Source organism: Caballeronia sp. dw_276 (genome assembly GCF_018449635.1).
GTDB lineage: Bacteria > Pseudomonadota > Gammaproteobacteria > Burkholderiales > Burkholderiaceae > Caballeronia.
Genome location: NZ_JAAVUV010000004.1, coordinates 150,998 through 173,111, shown reverse-complemented (window position 1 = coordinate 173,111; position 22,114 = coordinate 150,998). Strand labels below are relative to the sequence as shown.

Here is a 22,114-nt window from a genome sequence, read left to right as displayed (position 1 = left end):
AAATCCACGTATGAAGACAACATCTAAAGAAGACCTTCGGTCCCATTGCGCGGTGAACTACGGCGTGGAGATCTTCGGCGACCGGTGGTCGCTCCTGATCATTCGCGACATCGTTTTTGTCGGCAAGAAGACGTATGGCGAGTTTTTGAAATCGGAAGAGGGAATCGCGACCAACGTTCTTGCTTCGCGCCTTTCCTTTCTCGAAGAGCAGGGAATTCTTTCGAGGGCGCCCAGCCCCGACGACGGGCGCAAGGACTTTTACACGCTGACCGAGAAAGGCCTGGACCTCATTCCCATCGTCCTTGACATCATCCTTTGGAGCGCGAAGTACGATTCGAAGTCGTACGTGCGGCGCAGTAAAGACTTCCTCGCTCGATTAAGACGGAGCCACACTGAGGTGAGCGAAGAGGTTCAGGCATTGGTCCGCAATGGCGGATGTCTGTTTCCCGAGAGCAAGGAATGAGGATGACTTAAGCGTGCCCTGTCAGGTCGCACGAACGACATGCATACATCAATGGCGGGGCCGGTGTCCGCCTTCGGCAAAACAAACGGCACAGAATATGCTCCATCGACGGGCGCCCAGCCTCGTCTTTCGAATCAATACGCCTGCCGACGGTACCCTGGTGAACCAGCTCCCACTTGCCGCACATCCAAAAGGAACGATTCATGCTAGAAATCCATCACCTTGGTCACTCACAATCGGAGCGGATCGTCTGGCTTTGTGAAGAACTCGAGGTTCCCTATGAACTCGAAAAATACACGCGCGATCCAGTCACGAAATTGTCGCCACCGGAGCTGAAGGCACTGCATCCGCTTGGCGCAGCACCGCTGATTGAAGACGATGGAATCCTGCTTGCCGAATCGGCTGCGATCGTCGAATTCATCCTCGCCCGATATGGCCGCGGACATTTGCAGCATGCGCCCGACCATCCGGATTTCGCTTCCTATCTTTACTGGTTTCACTTTGCCAATGGCAATCTTCAGCCGGTCATGGGTCGATCCATGTTCATTGGGCGTTGCGGCCTGGCGCCGGACCATCCGATTCAAGCGTCGGCGCAGGAACGACTGGACAAGGTGCTCGCGCTGATCGAAGCGCGGCTTGCACAGAACGACTATCTGGCTGGAAGCGCGTTCACCGCGGCTGACATCATGAGCGTCTTTTCGCTGACCACGATGCGCCTGTTTCATCCTGTTGATCTCAAGCCTTATCCGTACATACTGGCGTATCTTCAGCGTATCGGCGCACGGGCCGGATACCAACGGGCGATGGCCAAAGGCGATCCCGACCTGACGCCCATGCTTACGTGACGTCGCGGCGGGAATCACCCTTTGTCCACCTTATTGTTTGCGAGGACTTATGCATCTTCTTCACGTGATTGGTTCGCCACGTACCGGGCGCTCTGCCTCCCGACAGGTCGCTCAAGCCTTTGCTGAAGTCTGGAAGGAGCGGCATCTTGACGGAACGGTCGATGAACTGAACGTTTGGGAAATCGACCTGCCCGTTTTCGACGGGCCAGTGCTCGAAGCAAAATACGCAGGCATCGAGGGCCGGCCGCTCGATGCCGCGCAGGCCGACGCATGGCGCGCCGTTCACACGCTTGCTGAACGGTTCCGGGAGGCCAATGTCATTCTCTTCAGCGTGCCCATGTGGAACTTCGGCATTCCATATCGCCTGAAACATCTGATCGATGTCATATCGCAGAAGGACGTGCTGTTTACATTCGACGAGAAAGGATTAAACGGCATGCTTGGCGGCAGGACGGTCGTCACGATCGCGGCGCGAGGCGTTCAGCTTGGAGCGGACTTTCCACCGGATCAGTTCGACTTTCAGGCCGACTATCTGACCATGTGGTCGCGCATGGTTGGAATCACCGACGTGCATGTGATCAGCGTCGAAAAAACGTTGGCAGGCCCCGAGCAGGATCATGCGTCCCGCAACGAGGCCAGCGAAAAAGCTCGCGAGCTTGCTCGCGGTTTATAAAGGGGACTGCGGGTTCCTTTCATTTGCGTGAGTGATTGCACGTCGAGCGATCACTCGCCAACCACCGCCCCCGCGAACATCGCCCGGTAATACTCGCGCCCTTGTTTCAGGTGCGCATTGAACGCAAACCCGCGCGCCAGCATGTCGTTCATATCGGCGCGGGTTATCTTCATCACGTAGCTGTGTTCGGTCGTCACCAGCCTGCAGCTCCCATGCGCATCACGTGCACTGAACCACTTTCCAGGATCGGCATGTCCTGCGGGGTACATGTGGCCATTGTGTTCGACTTGCCATCGGCCATCGAGCAATATCCAGTACGCGTCATCCTTCGACGCCGGCGCACATTCCGCCACCACTGTCCCCGCCTGCGCTTCCCACTCACGCGAGTGGTCGATGGTCCAACGCAACTGCTCGTAGTTCAGCGCCGTGAAGAACGGCGTTTTCCTGAGCAGATACAAATACGTCGTCGATGCCTTCATGGTCGTCCCGCCTCCCTCATCGGCGTGGCCCTGCTGACCGCATGCCGCGGCGGTCAGCAAAAGAAGGCCAAGCCAGACGCCGCGCATGAAACGCCCGCCTCTCATCACGCCCTCGCCTTCGCTTCAAGCAGGTCGCCCATGCCAATGCGCCGCGCAAACGCGTTCATGCGATCCCGCCGTTGCCGCGCAGAACCTGCCCGTTGATCCAGCCTGAATCCGTACCCGCGAGAAAAGACACGATCGACGCGATGTCTTCCGGCTGACCGAGCCGTTGCAGCGGCGGCATCTTGGCGAAGGTCTGGACCTGTTCCTCAGTTTTTCCATCGAGGAAAAGCGAGGTCGCGATCGGACCCGGCGCGACCGCATTCACGCGAATGTCGCGGCCGCGCAATTCCTTCGCGAACACGTGCGTGAAGGCTTCGACAGCGGCTTTCGTCGCGTTGTAAATGGCGTAGCCGGGCATGTTCAGCGCCAGCGTGGTGCTCGAAAAATTCACGATACGGCCGCCGTTGTTCATGCGCGCCGCCGCTTCGCGCAGCGTGTTGAAGGTGCCTCGAACGTTGATGCCGAAGGTCTGGTCATAGAGCGCGTCGGACGTTTCGGCGAGCGGCACGGTCTTCAGCACGCCGGCGTTGTTCACCAGCACGTCGACCTTGCCGAGTTGCTGTTCGGTGGCATCGAACATGGCGTGGACATCGTCCGCCTTCGATACATCCGCCTTGATCGCGATGGCCTTCGTTCCCTTCGCGGTCAATTCGGCAACCAGCGCGTCGGCTTCGTTCGAGCTCGACGCGTAGTTGATGGCAACGGCAAAACCGTCGTCCGCGAGACGCCGCGCCACTTCTGCACCGATACCCCGCGATGCGCCCGTGACAATGGCCACCTGGCTGTTCTTGATCACATTCATGATTCGCTCCGTTCGTTTGAGTTGCAGATGGGAAATGCGTGGAATGAAGTATCGATCATTAACGCCGGTTGATAATTACTCTCAATTTGGTAATATCGTTCCATTTACATTAACAATAAAGCGCATTAAGTCATGGACCGGTTTCAGGAAATGCAGGTATTTATTCGTATCGCCGAGCGCAGCAGCTTTACGCAGGCGGCCGACGACCTCCAGATCCCGCGCGCCACGGTGACCAACCTCATCAAGCGCATGGAGGAGCGGCTCGGCACGCGCCTCTTGGAGCGCACGACGCGTACCGTGCGCCTCACGCACGACGGCGAGGCGTTCTACCGGCGCTGCGTGCGCCTGATCGCCGATATGGAGGAAGCCGAAGGCTCGTTTCGCAACGTCGCACCGAAGGGACTCTTGCGCGTGAACGTGCAGGGCACGCTTGCGAAGAATTTTGTGGTCCCGGCGCTGCCCGGGTTTATCGCGATGTATCCGGATATCGAACTGCAGATCGGCGAGGACGACCGGCTAGTCGATCTGGTGCGCGAAGGCATTGATTGCGTGTTGCGCGCGGGAACGCTGCAGGACTCGTCGATGGTCGGACGCCGCGTCGCGCTGATGGAACAAGTGACGGTTGCAAGTCCCGCCTATCTCGCGCAGTTCGGCGAACCGGTGACGCTCGAAAGCTTGAGTGCGCATCGCGCGGTGAATTATGTATCGAGCGGATCGGGACGCGTTTTCCCGCTGGAATTTACCGTCGATGAACGCGTGGTCGAGATGCAGTTGCCGGCGGTGGTATCGGTGACCGGGGCGGATCTTTACACCGGCGCCGCGGTGGCGGGACTGGGGATGGTTCAGGTGCCGCGGTATCGGGTCAAGGAGGAATTGTCGGAAGGAAAGCTCAAGGTCGTACTCGACGCTTTTCCGCCGCCGCCCATGCCGGTGAGCGTGCTTTATCCGCAGAACCGGCAGTTGTCGTCGAGAGTGCGGGTCTTCGCGCAATGGCTCAGGGAAATTTTTGAAGCGGCTTTCTGATCAAGCGCAAGACCGTTCGTCAAGCTTACGAACCGGCGTATATTAGGTCCCCTGAGTCTGCGGACAAGACGAACGGCGTAGCGATTCCCTGGAGAAATACCATGGCAAACTGGACACCGGATCCGAGCTTCTACCCTTCCCCACGCATGGCGATGAAGGCGCCGCCCGAGACGCTTGCTTACGTCGCGAGTTTCGACCCCACACGACAAATTCCCGATGCCATTGCAGTCATCGACGTGGACCCCGCGTCCGCGACCTATTCACAGTTGCTCAACAACGTCAGCATGCCCAATACGGGCGACGAGCTGCATCATTTCGGCTGGAACGCATGCAGTTCATGTCTGTGTCCCAACGCGCCGCACGCGCATGCAGAACGACGCTATCTTGTCGTGCCGGGTTTGCGGTCATCGAGAATCCATATTCTCGATACCAAGGCGGACCCGCGCAATCCGAAGATCGTACGGGTGCTTGAACCTGCGGAGGTCGCCGAGAAAGCGGGTTACACGCGGCCGCACACGGTCCATTGCGGCCCCGAGGGAATCTATGTTGCGGCGCTGAGCAATGCACAGGGTGAAGCACCGGGCGGCATTTTCCTCATGGATCACGAAACCTTCGACATACGCGGCCAATGGGAAATCGATCGCGGCCCGCAACAACTCGCGTACGACGCATGGTGGCATCTCGGACACGACACGCTGGTCACGAGCGAATGGGGCTTGCCCGCCACGTTCGAAAACGGTCTCGTGCCGGAGGTGCTGCTCGGCGGCAAGTATGGACACAAGCTGCACTTCTGGGACTTGCATACACGCAAGCACAAACAGGAAATCGATTTCGGCGAAGAGAACCAGCTCGTTTTCGAACTGCGCCCGGCACATGATCCGACCCGCGCATACGGCTTCGTCAATTCGGTGATCAGCCTGAAGGATTTGTCGTCGTCCATCTGGACGTGGTATCGCGATGGCGACAAGTGGGCGGTCAAGAAGATCATCGAGATCCCGGCCGAACCCGCGGACGCCGATCTGCTTCCGCCCATGCTCAAGGGCTTTGGCGCGGTGCCGCCGCTCGTGACGGACATCGATTTGTCGATGGACGATCGTTTTCTCTACGTTGCCTGTTGGGGTACGGGCGACCTGCGTCAATACGATGTCTCCAATCCATTCGAGCCCAAGCTCACGGGAACGGTGCGCATTGGCGGGATTGTGTCGCGCGAGTCGCATCCGAAGGCGGACGGCCGCAAGCTCAACGGTGGTCCGCAAATGGTCGAAGTGAGCCGCGACGGACGCCGCGTGTATTTCACCAACTCGCTGTACGGCGCGATCGATGAACAGTTTTATCCCGAAGGCCTGAAGGGATGGATGGTGAAGCTCGACGCGGCGCCGGAGGGAGGCATCGAATTCGATCCACGCTTTTTGGTGGAGTGGCCTTCTACGCACCGGCCGCATCAGGTGAGGCTCGAAGGCGGCGATTGCTCGTCGGACTCGTACTGTTATCCATGAGTACGTGAACGTGGCCTGGGAATGGTTTGCCATCGCCGGGCTCGGTTTGTTTCACGGCATCAATCCGGCCATGGGATGGCTCTTCGCCGTGGCGCTCGGACTGCACAGGCGCCGCCGGCGCGCAGTGTTATGGGCTATTCCGCCGATGGCATTGGGGCATGCATTATCCATCGGCGTGGTCGCGGGTCTCGTGCTCGCGACCGGCTTTATCTTCAACGGTCATGCTATCCGTATCGCGAGCGGCGGCTTGCTGATTGCATGGGCCGTCTATCACCTGAAATACGGCCACCGGCACCGCGTGCGTGTTGGCATGACAACGGGGTTCGTCGGACTCGTTCTCTGGTCGTTTCTGATGGCGACCGCGCACGGCGCAGGGCTGATGCTCATTCCGGTCCTGATTCCGTTATGCAGCGCAATGCCGGCTCACTCGTCCGGGCCGCTGATGGTTTCAATTGCGGCGGTCGGCTTGCATACGCTGACCACCTTGCTCGTGACCGGCGCCATTGCCTTGCTGGTTTATGACTGGCTCGGCGTAGGCGTGTTGAGACGCGGCTGGATCAACTTCGACAAGCTCTGGACCGCCGGGCTCGTCGGCACGGGCGTGTTGTTGATCGCGACGGCTTGATGTGCCTGACTGTGCCTGACATGGTCGTGCCCGATCGGTGGGTTATATTGCCTCTTGCTTTTGAGGACCCATTGTTCACGGAGTACCAATAATGATCATCGAAGAAAACCATCAGCTCATGCTAAGGCCGCTCGAGCGCACCGACCTTCACTTCGTTCACGGCCTGAACAACAACGCGAAGATCATGCGTTACTGGTTCGAAGAGCCTTACGAAACCTTCTCGGAACTCTCGCAGCTTTATGACCGGCACGTGCACGACTTGCGCGAACGCCGCTTCGTTGCCGTCGACAAATCCGGCGAGCCGATCGGCCTCGCGGAATTGATCGAGCTCGATTACATCCACAGGCGCGGCGAGTTCCAGATCATCATCGCGCCGAGCGCACAAGGCCAAGGCTATGCAACAAGCGCAACGCTGCTTGCAACCGACTATGCATTCTCGGTACTCAACATGCGCAAGCTGTATCTGATCGTGGATGTATCGAACACGGCTGCGATTCACGTCTACGAGAAATGTGGCTTCAGGCAGGAAGCGGAGCTGATCGAAGAGTTTTTTGGCAACGGCAAATATCACAACGCTTACCGCATGTGCATTTTCCAGCACGAATTTCTCAAGCAGGGTAAATGATAAAAGCGCCTCTCACGCACCATCGCAAAGAATTTGTGCACCGCGGAAGTGAATTTTAAGCAGACGCTAAAGTAACCAGGTCCCAAGCCGATAATCCGCTTAATAGGCGTGGCATTATCGCGTCCAGACGCGCTTCCGTTCGAACCCGTCGTCTATCGGCAAGCGAGCCAACAACCTTCGTTGATCGTGGCTCGTTGCCGCGAGTTGCATGGCCCATGATCCGACACGGCTGCACACCATGAAACGGAACCTGTTCTTCCGGATGCTGGCTCGCTTGCGAGTCGGCCGAAAACTCCTGCTCATCTACCTGCTTGACTTGAGCGCGGTGGTTTTCATCAGCGGCATCCTGATTCACGAGAAGTACATTGCCATCGATTTCTCCGATAAGGAAATCGTCGGCAACGCCTACCTGCATACGGTGCGCGACGCGCTGGTCGATGTCACGCTGATCGGCGCCGGCAAGCACGTATCGGCGGCTACGCTGCAACAGGACGCCGGACGTCTCGCGGTCGCTGAGCAACTTTACGGCGCGAACATGCAAAGCGCCGCACTCAACGACCACGTGCGCGATACGCTGAAGATACTCGCGCAGGAAGCGCGGCCAACGCCGTTGTCCATCACCGACGCGCTCACCGCCTGCCGCGAGCTCATCACGCGCGTGGGCAACCAGTCGAACCTCATTCTCGATCCCGACCTCGACAGCTATTACGCAATGTCGCTGTCCGTGCTGCGTTATCCCGCGTTGCTCGAATCCATCAATGGCATTGGCGTGCAGTTGCGTGACACGCCGGTCACGCCGTCGAAAGCCGAGCAGATGCGCACGCGCTATCTCGTGCTCGAAGGCCAGCTCGACGCCGTGCTGCAAGGACTCAAATCCGACTTCGCGGAAGCAACCGCCGCCAACCAGGGCTTGACGGTGTCGCTTACGCCCGCGGTCAGCAAGATGCTGGAGGCGATCGAAACCTATCGCGAGGTCGCGCGCGCAACCGTGGACCTGGGTGCGTCCGCCGACCCGGCGCTGCTGAAGACCGCCGATGAAGCACAACAAGCCGTGGTGGAGCTCGCGCGGGATTCGTGGCGCAAGACAGGCACGGAACTTACCGGCCTGCTGCGTGCCCGCGTGAGCGGATTGTTCTCGCGCATGTGGCTGCATCTTGGCACGGCACTGTTCCTGCTGTGCGGCATCCTGGTGATGGTCTTTTTCGTGGCGCAACAAATCTCGCGTCCGCTGCGCCAGCTTGCACGCGTCATGGATACTGTTCGTCGCACCGGCGATCATTCGTTGCGCGCAAGCTGGCCGAGCCAGGATGAAATCGGGCAACTGGTGATCGGCTTCAACGAGATGCTCGAACAACTCGATCACGAGCGCGATGTACAAAAGGAACTCGCCGCGACCGCGCGCGCATCTGAAGCGCAACACGCGCTGGTCGAAGCCACGCCGGTACCCATGGTCGTCACCGCCATCCCCGGCCACGAAATTCTTCACGCCAACAAACCCGCACTTTTCTGGTTGAACCATGGCGTTTCCGATCCATGGGCCCGCGGACTGGATTCCGCCGTGCGGGCGCGCTTTTTCCAGCAGTTGTCCGATCGCGGTGCTGTCGATCAGTTCGAAGTGCGCTGGCACGCAACCGACGAACCCACGTGGGCGATGCTCTCGGCACGGCGCCTTGTCTTCCAGGGGCAGGACGCGGTGCTCACCGCGTTCACGCCCATCGACCAGATCAAGCTCATGGAGCAGCGCCTGGAACTGTGGGCAAAAGTATTCGAGGCGTCCTCGGAAGCCATTCTCATACTCGACAGCGACTACCGTTTGCTCACGGCGAATCCCTCGTTTTATCGCGCGACGGGGTATGGCGCCGACGACGTCCTGCGCAAACAGCCCGAATTCATATCGATCGGGCTTGCCAGCGCGGACGAGGGATCGAGCGTCGCCGCGGCGGTCGGACGTTCCAGCAACTGGCATGGCGAGGCGCAGGTCCGGCGTCCGCATGGCGGCGAATATCCGGCATGGCTGATCGTCAGCGCCGTGCGCGATAAACGCGGCAACGTCTCGCACTACATCTGCACGCTGATCGATGTCACCGAGCGCAAACGCAGCGAAGCACGCATCCAGTTTCTCGCCGAACACGACGTGCTCACCGAACTGCCGAACCGAGCGCTGTTTTCAAAGCGGCTCGATAACGAGTTGCACAAGTCCGAGCGCAACGGCGATTGTGCGGCGGTGTTGTTCATTGACCTCGACCGCTTCAAGAACATCAACGATTCGCTGGGACATCATGTTGGCGACGGCTTGCTGCGGTCCGTATCGCGCCGCCTGCTGGCCGCGGTCAGATCGGGCGACACGGTCAGCCGTCTGGGTGGCGACGAGTTCACCGTGGCGCTAAGCGGCGTGTGCAGCGCTGCGGAAGCGGCGCAGATCATCGATGAAAGGCTCATTCCGCTCTTGCGCGAACCGCATCAGATCGGCGGACTGACGCTGCAGGTGTCGAGCAGCATAGGCGTGGCGATGTACCCCGCCGACGGACACGACATCAGCACGCTGATGCAGAACGCCGACGCCGCCATGTACCAGGCAAAGGCCGACGGCCGCAATCTCGTGCGGTTCTTCTCGCCCGACATGGCGGAGCGCACACGCATGCGCTTATCGCTTGAAACGTGCTTGCGCTCGGCGATAGAACGCAATGAACTGCGGCTCGCGTACCAGCCGTGTCTGGATGCACAGACCGGCGCACTCGCGGGCGTTGAAGGCCTGCTCCGATGGACCAATTCCGAACTTGGACCGGTCGAGCCCGCGCAGTTTGTTCCCATTGCCGAAGAGACGGGTCTGATCATATCCATTGGCGCGTGGGTGATTGATGAAGCCTGCCGCCAGATCGCACAATGGCGCGACGAAGACTCGATGAACGTGAAGGTGTCGATCAATCTCTCGGCCATCCAGTTACGCGATACCAATGTAGTGGAGACCTTGCGCCACGCGCTCGCAGCACACGACGTGGACCCCGCGTTGCTCGAACTCGAGATCACGGAAACCGTGCTGATGGACAGCGCCGAAAATTATCTCGATGCCATTACCGGACTGCGCGCATCAGGCGTGAAGCTTTCTCTCGATGACTTCGGCACCGGCTATTCGAGCCTGAGCTACCTGAACCGTTTTCCGCTCGACCGCATCAAGATCGATCGTGCGTTCGTGCACGACATGCTCGATGCACCCGGCGACCTTGCCGTGATCAAATCAATCATCGAACTGGGTCATGAACTCGGGTTGAAAGTCGTGGCGGAAGGCGTCGAAACGGAACGCGAGGCGCAGATACTGCGTGGCATTGGCTGCGATGAACTTCAGGGCTTTCTGTTTGCGCGGCCCATGGAACCATCGCTGCTTTGGGCATGGGCCGACGAACAAGCGCTTGTTTGAGGCGTGTACGCAACCAACCTTAGGCTGCGCTTGCGAATTCGAATCCCACGCGTTGCAACAGCCGCTGATTGCGCGCCGACAAATTGATGAAGGCGAGTTGCTTGGCCGCCTTTTCATAACGCCTGTTCAACGCTTCGAGCGCCGCTATTGCCGAATGATCGGCAAGATGCAAATGACCACAATCGATGACGACCCGGTTGGGGTCTTTCAGCGGATCGAACAGTTCGTGGAAACGCGTTGTCGATGCAAAGAACAACGTACCGCGTGGAACATAAGTCTTGTCGCCGGAGGCACTGGCGGTGACATCTGCGTGAATGTCGCGTGCGTGCTGCCACGCGAAATTCAGCGCGGCAATCACAATGCCGCACAACACCGCAATGGCAAGATCCGTGAATACGGTGATGACGGTGACCGCGATGATCACGACCGCGTCGCTGCGCGGCACTTTTCCCAGCACGCGCAACGATCCCCACGCGAAGGTTTGTTGCGCCACGACAAGCATCACGCCCGCCAGAGCCGCCAGCGGAATACGCTCGATCAACGGCGACAGGAACAGGATGAACAGCAGGATCATGACGCCGCTGACCACGCCCGACAGACGCGATCGGCCACCGGAACTGAGGTTGATCATGGTCTGGCCGATCATCGCGCAACCGCCCATTCCACCGAAGAGACCGGACACCACGTTCGCCGCACCGAGCGCCAGGCATTCGCGGTTGGGCTGACCTTGGGTGCTGGTAATTTCGTCGGTGAGATTGAGCGTCAGCAAGGTTTCCAGCAAGCCTACTACCGCCATCAGCACCGCATAAGGAAGCACAATGCCGAGCGTCTCGAGCGTCATTGGGACGCCGGGAATCCGGAATACAGGCAGGCTGCCTGCGACGTGCGCCATGTCGCCGAGCGTGCGCGTGGGCACGTGCAAGAGCTGGCAAAGCACGCCGATACCGACGATCGCAGCCAGCGCCGGCGGTATCGCTTTCGTCACACGTGGCAGCAGATAGACAATTGCAATCGTCAACGTAACGAGGCCGCACATCACATAAAGCTCGGTCCCTCGCAGCCATTGCACGCCGTCTGTCGTGACATGCTTGAAATGCTCGAGCTGCGCCATCGCAATGATGATCGCCAGGCCATTCACGAAGCCCAGCATGACCGGATGCGGAACCATGCGAATCAGCTTGCCCAGCTTGAGCAGGCCGAACATCGCCATAATCAGACCGCTTAGCACAACGGTGGCCAACAGGTATTGCGCGCCGTGCTGCACCACCAGCGCGACGATAACCACGGCCATGGAGCCGGCCGCGCCGGAAATCATGCCCGGACGCCCGCCGAAGAGCGCTGTGATCGTGCAGATCATGAATGCGCCATACAAGCCCATCAATGGGTTCACTTGCGCCACGAGCGCAAACGCAATGCATTCGGGAACCAGTGCGAACGACGACGTAAGGCCTGCGAGGACGTTGCTTTTTATATCGTCGATTGCGCGGGTTTGCCGCTGCTGAAGAGAGCCGGTTTTCATGTGGTGCGTGGATTGTGCGAACAGCAAAACGGGATCAGCGCCGGCCGAACGCGCAGTTCGTGACCGGTGGCCGTAATGACTTTTGGACAATGCCTGCGCGACTACATCGGTCTGATCAAGCGATGAATGTGTAAGGAAGATGAGAGGCGGTCATGCGAGCGCGAATTTTACAACAATTGAAGCAAACGCTTCGGGACAGCACGAGTACGCCGGGTATCGAAGATTGTCATGACGAAAAAAAGGGGCAGCGCGCGCTGCCCCTTTTCACATGCTTCGTTCAATAAGCGTTCGAGTGACGAAGCCCCTTGAACACTGTTGCCGCAATGATCTTCATGTCGAGGCCGAAGGACCAGTTGCCGAGATAATACAAATCATGCGCCACGCGTCCTTCCATCTTTTCGATGCGATCGGTCTCGCCGCGAAAGCCGTTGACCTGGGCCCAGCCCGTGATGCCCGGCTTGATCCGGTATCGATGGATATAGCCTGACACGACCTTTTGATACAGATCGTCATGCTCAAGCGCATGCGGTCGCGGACCCACTACGGACATGTCGCCGCGCAGCACATTGAAGAACTGCGGCAACTCATCCAGGCTCGTGCGCCGAAGAAACGCGCCGACTCGCGTGATGCGTGGATCGCCACGTGTGGCCTGCTCTACAACACCTTCTTTCTGCACATGCTGACGCATGGAGCGGAACTTGTAGATGTTGAAGACCTGACCATCAGCGCCCTTGCGACGTTGCGTGAAGAACACGGGACCGCGCGAGCTGAGCTTCACGGCAATCGCGCATGCAATCAAGATTGGCGAGACTGCGAGCAAAGCACCCGCCGCGAAGATTCGATCGAAGATCTCTTTTTGCATCAGCGCATTAGGCGGCAGTGGCGAGGCAGCGAGGTTGATCGTCGGTACGCCGAGCAGGCTCGTCACACTGCCTTCGAACAGCGAAAGCGTGCGCACGTCCGGCATGAAACGGATGTTGATGAGGTCATCGCGGAACTCGTCAACCAGCTTCAGGATCGTGCGTTCCTCGGTCAACGGCAACGCGAGCCAGACCTCTGCGATGTTTTGCGTGCGGACATAACTGGCGAACGCGTCGTGGTCTTCATACACCGGCACGCGGCTATTCATCTTCGTGCCCGCTTGCACGTTGTACGCTGCCGTAGCGCGAAAGCCGGCGGCGGGCGCTGTATCGATCTTGCGCACGATTGCGTCGCAATGGTCGCCAATACCCGCAACCGCGACCTGAGACAAGTTCAGTCCTGCATTGCGCACGCGCCCAAGTACGGTATGCGTCACCATGCGTCCCGCGATCATCGCAGCGCCCGCAATGCCGGTCCAATACACGAACCAGAGCCGCGAGACAAAATCGATGCGATGCAGCGAGAACATCAGCGCCATCGCGCACGCCTGCACGATCAGCCAGCTCAGCGCGACTTGTCCGGCGAGCGCGCTTTTCGAGCGTCCTCGCCATGAGTCGTACACGCCGAATGCCGGAAACACGGCAAGCGAAAACGCGGCGGCGAAGGCCACGAATGCCAGATAGAAACTACGTTGCGAGACATCGTCGAAACGAATCTGTGACGCGATGAGCGCGCCGCCCACGATCATCGAAACGTCGAACAGCCTCGCCAGCAGCTTGCTTATTCCGCGCATGTTCTTCTCCCCGAGCGATTGGCTTCTGGCTTAGCTGCGGCCATACTTGTCGTCAAATCGGACGATGTCGTCTTCGCCGAGGTACGTGCCCGACTGCACTTCAATGATTTCGAGCGGCACGCGGCCGGGGTTTTCGAGCCGATGCTTCACGCCCAGCGGGATGTAGACCGATTCGTTTTCGCTGAGGAGGATTTCTTCTTCGCCGCGCGTGACGAGCGCCGTTCCGGTGACAACGACCCAATGTTCGGCACGATGATGATGCATCTGCAGCGACAGGCGCGCACCCGGATTCACCACGATGCGTTTGACCTGAAAACGCGGACCATTGTCGATGGAATCGTAGAAACCCCACGGCCGGCGCACCTTTCTGTGCATGTCCGCTTCAGGCGATTTCGAGAGCTTGATGCGGGAAACAAGGCCTTTGATGTCCTGCACGCGTGAACGGTCGGCCACGAGCACGGCGTCGTCGGTCTCGACCACGATGATGTTGTTCGTCCCCACGCACGCAACCAGCCTGCCACCTTCCGAACGTGCATAACTTGCAGTCGCACCTTCAAACAGCACGCGGCCGCTTCCCACGTTGCCATCTTCGTCCTTCTCCAGCGCATCGCATACGGCATCCCACGAACCGAGATCTGACCAGCCGGCCTCGAGCGGAACGACCACACCCTTGAACGGCGAACCTGACTTGCCGAGATGCTCCATCACCGCGTAGTCGATGGAGTCCGACGGCGACGTTGCGAACGCGGCCGCATTGGGGCGGAGGTATTCATCGGTGCGCGTTGCCTGCTTGAACGACGCTACGCACGCTGCATGCATTTCCGGCTGAAGCTGTTCGAGCGCTGCAAGCCATACCGACGCGCGCACAATGAAGATACCGCTATTCCACCAGTAGCTGCCCGAAGCAACGTACTGAGCTGCGAGTTCGGCAGCCGGCTTCTCGACGAAGCGCTCGATCGCGTGTGCGCCGTTGTCGAGCGGTGCGCCCAGGCGGATGTAGCCGAAGCCGGTATCGGCACGGGTCGGCGGAATGCCGAGCGTTGCAATCTCGCCTGCTTGCGCGTGACGTGCGGCAATATCGATTGCGCCGTGAAGCGCTTCCAGGTCTGCTATGGCGTGATCCGCCGGCATTGCGACGAGGATTGCATCGTCGCCATCTGCGACCGCCGACAATGCGGCAAGCGTAAGCGCCGGCGCCGTGTCGCGACGTGCGGGCTCGACCACGATACGCGCGGTTACGCCGCTTGCACGAACCTGCTCGCCCGTTGCGAAGCGATGATCTTCACCGCAAACAATGACCGGGTCCGCCGCAACTTCCCAACCCGCCGGAAAGCCTTTCATGCGCATCACGGTAGCCTGCAACAAGGACTCGTTGCCGATCACGCCAATCAACTGCTTGGGAAAATGTTCACGCGAGACAGGCCACAAACGCGTGCCGGAACCGCCCGCAAGGATCACCTGCACCAGACGGCGGCAATCTGTTGCGGCGCCTTCTGCAACGGTTGCGCCAGCGGCGTCGTCGATGCCCAACTTTAGCTTGTCCATTTTCATATTCCTTGTGCTTGAGCCCGTTACCGGGCATTTCTCTGCGCGCTCAAATATTTCTGCGCGATGAAAACGCGTAAATAATTTGCCCCGCCATTCGTCATGTATTCGGCCGCGCGGACAATTCCCGTCCCGCATTCGAAAATGCGAATCAGCAGGTCATGAGTCTCCTGGCTTGATCGACTTGGATCGTGCCGTTGTTGTCGGCTGAACGCGCTCGCTTGAATGCATCAACGAGCCGGTACATACGCGAAACGGCGTGCTTAGATTGCAACTGCGCCGGATGCGCCTGAAACTTTTTTGGCAGTGCGTCTTGATCTTCCAAGGGCCACACTTAAGGTCTAAAGAATGAACCGGAGGTCCCTTCAAACTTCTAAGGTTAACTTACGTCCTGCAATGAAGACTACGGACTTAGCAGCAAGCTACTGGCCTGAGCATCTTGAATGCGATACGCAACAAATGCCTGCGGCAAAGAAGCAAAACCGGGACAACTGAATTTGTGAGGTACTGCTGGGTTGAACATGAAGCTTGCAAGGGCCAGACATCGGTATTCCTCTCGCATTGGCTAACCTCAGATCACGCCTCGCGTTGCCGGGTGAACCAAGGGCTTGTGAAAGCGTGCTCGATGACCGAATCATATGCAGAGTAAATTGCATTAGGGTTTTCCTGGCGTAAAGCGTTGAGGTTTTGGCGCGGATCCTCAAGTGCCTCGCGTGGTGTTGGCAGGTCGGCTCCACCGAAGCACACGCGAATACGTCAGCATTGCTGATAATGTGACAGGGTGTAAATAAAATCTTCTCGGAATTACCTGTTGAACATTGCGATTAATACAGACGCATTAAGTTACGTTCAGTAGCAATTGTTTTCAACAAACTAAAATTTAAATGTGGAAACAGTGGAAAATGAAAGCCCACGCTAAGTGATGCGTTTAGGTGCGGCCGTGGATCCGACGCACGCCTGCTGTGTTCCGCCAAAACATCTGTTTAATACGCCGCGCTCGACGAAGAACTGAACGTATCTGCGCTCCGCGTCTCGAACAGCTTTCGCTAAGACCCCACATTTAAATTGGCCGGTCCCACGCAGCACCAAGGACCGGTAAAATTCCGCGTGCCCGCGCGATGCATGCGTCACGCGTTCTCCAATCATTTGACCACGTTGAACTGACCGGTCGTACTTGACCGGCCATCCAAGAACGGCCGTGCGCCGTCTAAACAATAGGACCCGCAATGGCTTACGTAACGCTGCTTGCGTTATTCCTTACCGTTACCAATCTCGTGCCTCTCAGCGCGGTTGGCTTGCTGCCAATCTTCCTGTGCGGCTGGCGCTTCTTCGGCAGAAATTATCCCCGGTTCATTACGCCGTTGGTCGCGTTCACCGCTTTCGCCGTGATCTCGACCTTGCTGTACGACCCTATCGCTCTCGTAACCTTCGAGTTCTACAGGCGCGATGGCAACTTCTTCATCTCGTATGCACCGATCCTCGCCGGTTGCCTCTATATTCATCGATGGGATCTGAACAAGGTCTTGCGCACGTTCTACTTGTTCGCCATCGTGATCAACGTTCCTTTGTATCTGTACTACATCACGCAAAGCGGCCTGCTGGGAATCTTCACGAACCCCGACCTGAGTTTTGGCAGCTACTTCATTGCGCGTAACGCGGCAGGCGGATTTCTCGCGATGTTGTTCTGTCTCGGCCTCGCCTGCTATCTCCAGCAACGCAGCAAGCTGCTTCTCGCCATGCTTGCGTTCAACCTGCTGATGCTTTTCTCCACTTATAGCCGGGGATCGTTGCTGGGTGCCATGGCGGTCCTGCCTTATCTGTTCTTCAACCGTAAGCGCTGGTGCCTGGCCACGCTCATCGTGGTTCTGCTAGCCGGTTCGATTGCGATGGCAATCCACAACACCGATCCCACGGTGAACTACATGGGCTACACCTTCACTATCGCGAACGCGGATGCGAAGGTCGCCAACCTCAATATCCGCTATGAGTGGCTGTGGCCGCGCGCCCTCGCCTACTTCGAGCAAAGCCCGATCATCGGACTGGGTTTCGGTTCGTTTGACGACCAGATCCATACCGTGACGTCGTATTTCGGCCTCGTCGGCATTCCTTCAGGGATCACCGTCGAACATAGCGATTCACATGCTCACAATTCGTATCTGAACTTCCTTGCGGAAACTGGCATAGTTGGACTCACACTCATGCTCGCTTTCTACTGGCGGCTCATCCAGTGGGCCAAAGACGGTGCAGCGGTTTCTGCAATCGCCGAGCGAGGCGTGAATTTCACCGCCTATAGATTCGTCGAGTTGTCGGCCATCTGCCTGCTTGTCATGGCGGCGACTGAGCACAGGCTGGTGTCGCCGTCGAACGTGCTCATTCTTTCCCTCGTTGTGTCGTTGTTGCTGGCATGGCGTCCGCCGGCACGATATTCAATGTAAGCGACGGGCTGGCCTTCAAGCGAGGCGGCCCGTCAAGACAAGGACAATCCATTTTATGTGGCCAGTGTTTACCAACATCGGCGATGCAGCCATGACGTTGCCCGCAGCGTTTATTTGCACCGTCTGGTTTGCAAAATCGGACCTGCGGCTGGCATTGCGCTGGGTGCTGGCGCTCGCACTTGGCATGGCGCTCGTAGGCGCAACCAAGATCCTGTACGCCGGCTGGGACATCTCGTTTCCTGCCATCGACTTCCGCGTGATCAGCGGACACGCGATGCTCTCGACGTCCGTATGGACCGTGGCGTTCGCGTTGCTGCTGCGAAGCTGGCGTTTGCCGCCCGTTCTAGGCGTTGCTGGCGGCCTGTTGCTGGGTGCGCTCACAGGGCTTGCACGCGTCAACGATCATTCCCATTCTTTATCGGAAGTGGCGATTGGATGGGCGCTCGGCGCGCTGGTTGCGGCGGTGGTTTTGCGAAGCGCGTGGCGCGGGGAGACGGGGCGCTTTAGTCCCATCGGCGCCACGGCGGTCTTATTGTTTGTTTCGGTGCTGACCTACGGACACACGGCGCCGTTCGAACGGCTGATCGATGCGCATTCCACTGGGCTACATAATCGCTTTGCGGCGAACATCGCGCGATTCTTCTAACTTAGCGACGCCGGCATGCGGCGCCGCCCGCACAGTATCAACCGTAGTCCACCAGCGAGTGCTCTTCAGCCGGCCTCACGTCCTTGACCGGATAAAGGAACGGCACATCCGGGCGTACGCGGGGCAGCTTTGCATCGATAAAATCAACCAGCTTCGCCTTGAAGTTCTCTGCAGAAAACTGCTCGGCATTTCTTCGGCATTGCCGTGGATCGAACAAGCTTGCGTTGGCTTCGAACTGGCTGACGGCAGCAAGTAGAGACTCAGTCGTCTGTTCACGGAAGAACACACCGGTCGGACGTTCGCGCGGCAAGCCGATGACAGATTCGAGTGCGCCGCCTTTCCCGAACGCAATAACAGGCGTGCCACAAGCCTGTGCTTCCACAATCGAGATACCGAAATCTTCTTCTGCAGCGAAGACGAACGCGCGCGCACGGCGCAAATGGTCGAGAAGTACCTCGAACGACTGATAGCCCAGGATGGTCACGTTGTCGCCGGCAACTGCTCGGATGCGTTTCATCTCGGGGCCATCGCCAATCACTACGAGCTTTCGCTCCGGCGTCTGCGAGAATGCTTTTACGATCAGGTCGATGCGCTTGTACGGGACCATGCGCGACGCTGTCACATAAAAGTCGTCCTTCTCAGTGTTCAAAGTCATGCCCTTGAAATCGACGGGAGGATAAAGCACGGTTGCATCGCGCTGATACGCCTTCTTGATGCGCCTTGCAATGAATTGCGAGTTCGCCAGGATGTGGTCCACACCGTTGGCCGAGCGTGCGTCCCAGCCGCGAATGTAGTGCAACAGAACGCGCGCCATCACCGACTTCAAACCACTTGCCAAGCCCGACTCGCGCAGATATTGATGCTGGAGATCCCACGCGTATCGAATCGGCGAATGTACGTAGCTGACATGCATCTGGTCGGGACCTGTCAGTACCCCTTTAGCGACCGCATGCGAACTCGAGATGATGAGATCGTAGCCGGACAAATCGAGTTGCTCGATCGCGAGCGGCATCAGCGGCAAATATCCGCGATAGCGCTTCTTCGCAAACGGCAGCTTCTGAATAAACGATGTCTTGACCGATTTGCCCCTAAGGCAAGCGCGATCCTCCAGGAAGTCGACGAGCGCAAACACGTCGGCTTGCGGATAGCATTCAATGATGTGCTGGAGCACTTTCTCAGCTCCACCCGACACCACCAGCCAGTCGTGAACAATAGCAACTTTCACTTCTACCTCCTGTACGTTTAAGGCCGAAAGCGCCCGTGGATGCGCCGCTGTTTCCGGGTCATGCAAAGCATGCTGAAGATGGCGCCCGGCGGAGCCTCACGCCGGGTGGATAATGTAAAACGCCCGGCGCTGGAATTGGACATGTGACTCATTCCTTGCCGCTGACGGGCGTGCGTGGACCAAAGGCGGTACGGAACATTGCCAGGGCTCTAGCCGAACCCGGCAGCAATCCCGTCATATCCGAACGGACCATCAAGCCCATCAGCATTACGGAAAGCGTGGCTTCACCAATTACGCGCGCAAACGCCATGCCGATAGCGCCGTAACGCGGCGCGAGGAACAGAGCGGCCGCAAGATTGGCGACGCCGGAAGCGAGTCCTGCGATCGCGAGCAAGCGATCCTTCTTGCGCGGCACGAATACGTAGAACGCAACAAACTGGTTGAAGGCCGCGAATGGGAACATCACAGCAAGGCACTGCAGCACGTGCGCGCTAGGCGCAAATGCGGCGCCGAGAATCAAAGGCAGAATGAATGGCGACAAGGTCAGCGCACCGCACATCGCAAGCAACCCGTATCCCATCAGCAAGCTTGCGCCGCGACGGCTGGTGACGCGTGCACCGTCGTTGTCGCCCTGTGCGAGCTGACGTGAAATAGTCGGGATAAACACTTGCGCTGCAGGGCCCATCAAACTCAACCCGATCGTCGCAAAACGTTCGGCCGCGCCGAAATAACCGACCTGAGGCGGCGTGGACAGCAGCGTGAGGAGATACGTGGACGACGCGGTCAACACGGCCGAACCCGTCGAATAGCAGAAAAGCATGGTCGAGCCGCGAATGAGCGGGACGATGCCATCAAGCTTGAAGCGCGGAAATCCGATGTGCGCGAAGGTCAGGCCATAAGAGATGGCAGCGGAGATTGCTCCGGCAATCAGCAGACTGGCTACAACCCAGACCGAATCCGCGGGGCCTCTTACTATCGACAGAATCAAGACAAGGCTTAATGCAAAGCCGACGACCTCAAGGATGATCGGCGTACGAAAACGCTGACGCCCTTGGAACAGCCAACCAAGATTCAATGCGGACACAATGCCAAGCGCGGTCGCCAACAGCCCCATCGCGGGACGCTCGGCGAGCGCCGGTGAAGACAACGTGGCGATGACGCCGACGGCAATGCCTATTGCGCACGTAAAGACACGCGCGCTCGAATGCAAGGAGAAGACCGCGTTATGGTGACTCGCCTCGTGCGACTTGGCGACGTCGCGCATGCCGACGAACGTGAACCCGTAGCTCGAGAGCATCCAGATCACGTTCATGAGCGACATGGCCGCAAGTACGCGACCGTATTCCGTTACGCCAAGCACGCGTCCATAGAACGGAATGACGACGATGAGGTACAAATACCTCATCACGTATCCGCCATAAACGAACACCAGAATCTTGGCGTTTTCTTTCTTATCCATTCCGTTCCTTTCTCTTAATCAGCGTGGCGGCCAGCACGTATCAGCGTGCGGCCACGCGACGGCGTGCCAGTGGATTCGCGATATAGCGAACCGCATAGTCCGACAACGGCGCGTACGGCAAGAGGCACAGGCTCGAGAGAACCAGCGTGCCCACTTTTTTCTTAACGCCCCAAAACGGGTTCGCGACAATCGAATGGAAATAACCGTGCGATTCGCGTGTCATCCAGTGCCAGCGCGCCGCGAGTGGCGCGTGATAGACACCCGAACAGAAATGCGCCTTCTCGTGCGAAAAGTCATGAAAGGTAGCCGGCAATTCCACGTTCAAACGTGAGCGGGCTATTTCCTTGAGCGTGGTCCAACGCATGTTCAACGCCTTGGGCGCCTTAGTCAGGCTCTCCGAATTTGCGAACGACACGCTGGGCGCGCTTGCGTTATGTACGCGGTAAGCGCCTAACGATTTGGAAATGGTCGCGACGGGGCCGAGCAATGCAACGCCGTAGATTGCATAGAAGTCGGCGCCATAGCGATTGACGCTGGATTGCGGCACCGGAAATATTTCGCGCAGCGCACTGACGCTATAAGCATTGCCGGACGCAGGCGGTGACGGATACAGCCAGCCTCTTCTAAGCAGGCTGCCGCAATCCGCCGGCGGCTCCGAATGCGGCACGTGCGTACCGGTAGGCTCGCCTTCCGGTCCGATCACGTCCAGCCGGAATTGCACCTTCGTGTAATCACCGGCGTTGAACGCCCCCATGACTTCCGATACCGCCGTCGGATAAAGCAGGTCATCCGAATCGAGCAGGATGGCGTAGTCGGTATCGATGATCTCGACCGCGCAGTTGTAGGCGGAGACCTGCCCGCCGTTCTCCTTGAACACCGACTTGATGCGCGATCCATAACTCGCGATGATCGCGCGCGATCCATCGGTGGAACCGTCGTCGACGACCACCACGCGCGTCGCCGGATAGTCCTGGTCCAACGCCGACTCGATCGCTTGCGTGATAAAGCGCTCGTAGTTGTAATTGCAGATGACGATGGTCACGTGTTTCATGATGCCTCTGTACGGGCTATTGATTTCGG

General features: G+C 58.5%; 18 protein-coding genes. 10 read left to right on the top strand and 8 right to left on the bottom strand.

The genetic code is table 11. From position 1 onward, the window contains the following. Positions 1–10: 10 nt before the first annotated feature. The 3 genes from HB633_RS09555 (at position 11) to HB633_RS09545 (ending at position 1,981) form a co-directional block, all read left to right on the top strand. Positions 11–463: a helix-turn-helix domain-containing protein gene (locus tag HB633_RS09555; RefSeq protein ID WP_213777865.1), complete on the top strand. Its 453-nt coding sequence runs from the start codon at positions 11–13 to the stop codon at positions 461–463. A 203-nt stretch (positions 464–666) separates the two neighbouring features. Beyond that, entirely contained in the window at positions 667–1,308 is a 642-nt protein-coding gene (locus HB633_RS09550; RefSeq protein WP_213777864.1) for a glutathione S-transferase family protein, read from the top strand. A 49-nt stretch (positions 1,309–1,357) separates the two neighbouring features. Beyond that, a complete protein-coding gene (locus HB633_RS09545; protein ID WP_213777863.1) occupies positions 1,358–1,981 on the top strand; it encodes an NAD(P)H-dependent oxidoreductase in 624 nt (207 codons plus the stop codon). Positions 1,982–2,031: 50 nt separating this feature from the next. Here the strand turns inward: HB633_RS09545 and HB633_RS09540 are convergent, their stop codons facing one another. Together HB633_RS09540 and HB633_RS09535 are read right to left on the bottom strand one after the other, a co-directional pair. Beyond that, the gene (locus tag HB633_RS09540) at positions 2,032–2,547 is read right to left on the bottom strand and encodes a hypothetical protein (protein WP_213777862.1); all 516 of its coding nucleotides are present in this window, start codon (positions 2,545–2,547) and stop codon (positions 2,032–2,034) included. 76 nt (positions 2,548–2,623) lie between these two features. Beyond that, positions 2,624–3,367 carry an SDR family oxidoreductase gene (locus HB633_RS09535; protein ID WP_213777861.1) on the bottom strand — a complete coding sequence of 248 codons (744 nt, stop codon included), beginning with the start codon at positions 3,365–3,367 and terminating at the stop codon, positions 2,624–2,626. Between the two features lie 132 nt (positions 3,368–3,499). Here HB633_RS09535 and HB633_RS09530 point away from each other — a divergent pair, with 132 nt between their 5' ends. From HB633_RS09530 to HB633_RS09510, 5 genes are all read left to right on the top strand, one after another. After that, the gene (locus HB633_RS09530) at positions 3,500–4,390 is read left to right on the top strand and encodes a LysR family transcriptional regulator (RefSeq protein ID WP_213777860.1); all 891 of its coding nucleotides are present in this window, start codon (positions 3,500–3,502) and stop codon (positions 4,388–4,390) included. A 101-nt stretch (positions 4,391–4,491) separates the two neighbouring features. Continuing rightward, positions 4,492–5,886 (top strand): selenium-binding family protein, encoded by a 1,395-nt coding sequence (locus tag HB633_RS09525; protein WP_213777859.1) that lies wholly within the window; start codon positions 4,492–4,494, stop codon positions 5,884–5,886. 4 nt (positions 5,887–5,890) lie between these two features. Beyond that, the gene (locus HB633_RS09520) at positions 5,891–6,511 is read left to right on the top strand and encodes a hypothetical protein (protein WP_213777858.1); all 621 of its coding nucleotides are present in this window, start codon (positions 5,891–5,893) and stop codon (positions 6,509–6,511) included. Between the two features lie 91 nt (positions 6,512–6,602). Next, positions 6,603–7,136 carry a spermidine N1-acetyltransferase gene (gene speG / locus HB633_RS09515; RefSeq protein WP_213777857.1) on the top strand — a complete coding sequence of 178 codons (534 nt, stop codon included), beginning with the start codon at positions 6,603–6,605 and terminating at the stop codon, positions 7,134–7,136. 238 nt (positions 7,137–7,374) lie between these two features. Continuing rightward, a complete protein-coding gene (locus tag HB633_RS09510; RefSeq protein WP_213777856.1) occupies positions 7,375–10,551 on the top strand; it encodes an EAL domain-containing protein in 3,177 nt (1,058 codons plus the stop codon). Positions 10,552–10,570: 19 nt separating this feature from the next. Here the strand turns inward: HB633_RS09510 and HB633_RS09505 are convergent, their stop codons facing one another. From HB633_RS09505 to HB633_RS09495, 3 genes are all read right to left on the bottom strand, one after another. Further along, entirely contained in the window at positions 10,571–12,070 is a 1,500-nt protein-coding gene (locus HB633_RS09505) for a SulP family inorganic anion transporter (RefSeq protein WP_213777855.1), read from the bottom strand. Positions 12,071–12,347: 277 nt separating this feature from the next. Next, complete coding sequence (locus tag HB633_RS09500; RefSeq protein ID WP_213777854.1) at positions 12,348–13,724, bottom strand: undecaprenyl-phosphate glucose phosphotransferase; 1,377 nt, start codon at positions 13,722–13,724, stop codon at positions 12,348–12,350. A gap of 30 nt (positions 13,725–13,754) precedes the next feature. Continuing rightward, positions 13,755–15,269 (bottom strand): mannose-1-phosphate guanylyltransferase/mannose-6-phosphate isomerase, encoded by a 1,515-nt coding sequence (locus tag HB633_RS09495; RefSeq protein WP_213777853.1) that lies wholly within the window; start codon positions 15,267–15,269, stop codon positions 13,755–13,757. A 1,226-nt stretch (positions 15,270–16,495) separates the two neighbouring features. Here HB633_RS09495 and HB633_RS09490 point away from each other — a divergent pair. Both HB633_RS09490 and HB633_RS09485 read left to right on the top strand, forming a co-directional pair. Further along, on the top strand, positions 16,496–17,704 hold the full coding sequence (locus HB633_RS09490; RefSeq protein WP_213777852.1) for an O-antigen ligase family protein: 1,209 nt from the start codon (positions 16,496–16,498) through the stop codon (positions 17,702–17,704). 55 nt (positions 17,705–17,759) lie between these two features. Continuing rightward, complete coding sequence (locus tag HB633_RS09485; RefSeq protein WP_213777851.1) at positions 17,760–18,350, top strand: phosphatase PAP2 family protein; 591 nt, start codon at positions 17,760–17,762, stop codon at positions 18,348–18,350. A 37-nt stretch (positions 18,351–18,387) separates the two neighbouring features. Here the strand turns inward: HB633_RS09485 and HB633_RS09480 are convergent, their stop codons facing one another. The 3 genes from HB633_RS09480 to HB633_RS09470 all read right to left on the bottom strand — a co-directional run bounded on the left by HB633_RS09480 (position 18,388) and on the right by HB633_RS09470 (position 22,085). After that, entirely contained in the window at positions 18,388–19,575 is a 1,188-nt protein-coding gene (locus tag HB633_RS09480) for a glycosyltransferase (protein ID WP_213777850.1), read from the bottom strand. Between the two features lie 148 nt (positions 19,576–19,723). Then, positions 19,724–21,034 (bottom strand): oligosaccharide flippase family protein, encoded by a 1,311-nt coding sequence (locus HB633_RS09475; protein WP_213777849.1) that lies wholly within the window; start codon positions 21,032–21,034, stop codon positions 19,724–19,726. Positions 21,035–21,074: 40 nt separating this feature from the next. Continuing rightward, positions 21,075–22,085, bottom strand: a complete 1,011-nt coding sequence (locus HB633_RS09470; RefSeq protein WP_213777848.1) for a glycosyltransferase family 2 protein — start codon at positions 22,083–22,085, stop codon at positions 21,075–21,077. Between the last annotated feature and the right edge of the window lie 29 nt (positions 22,086–22,114).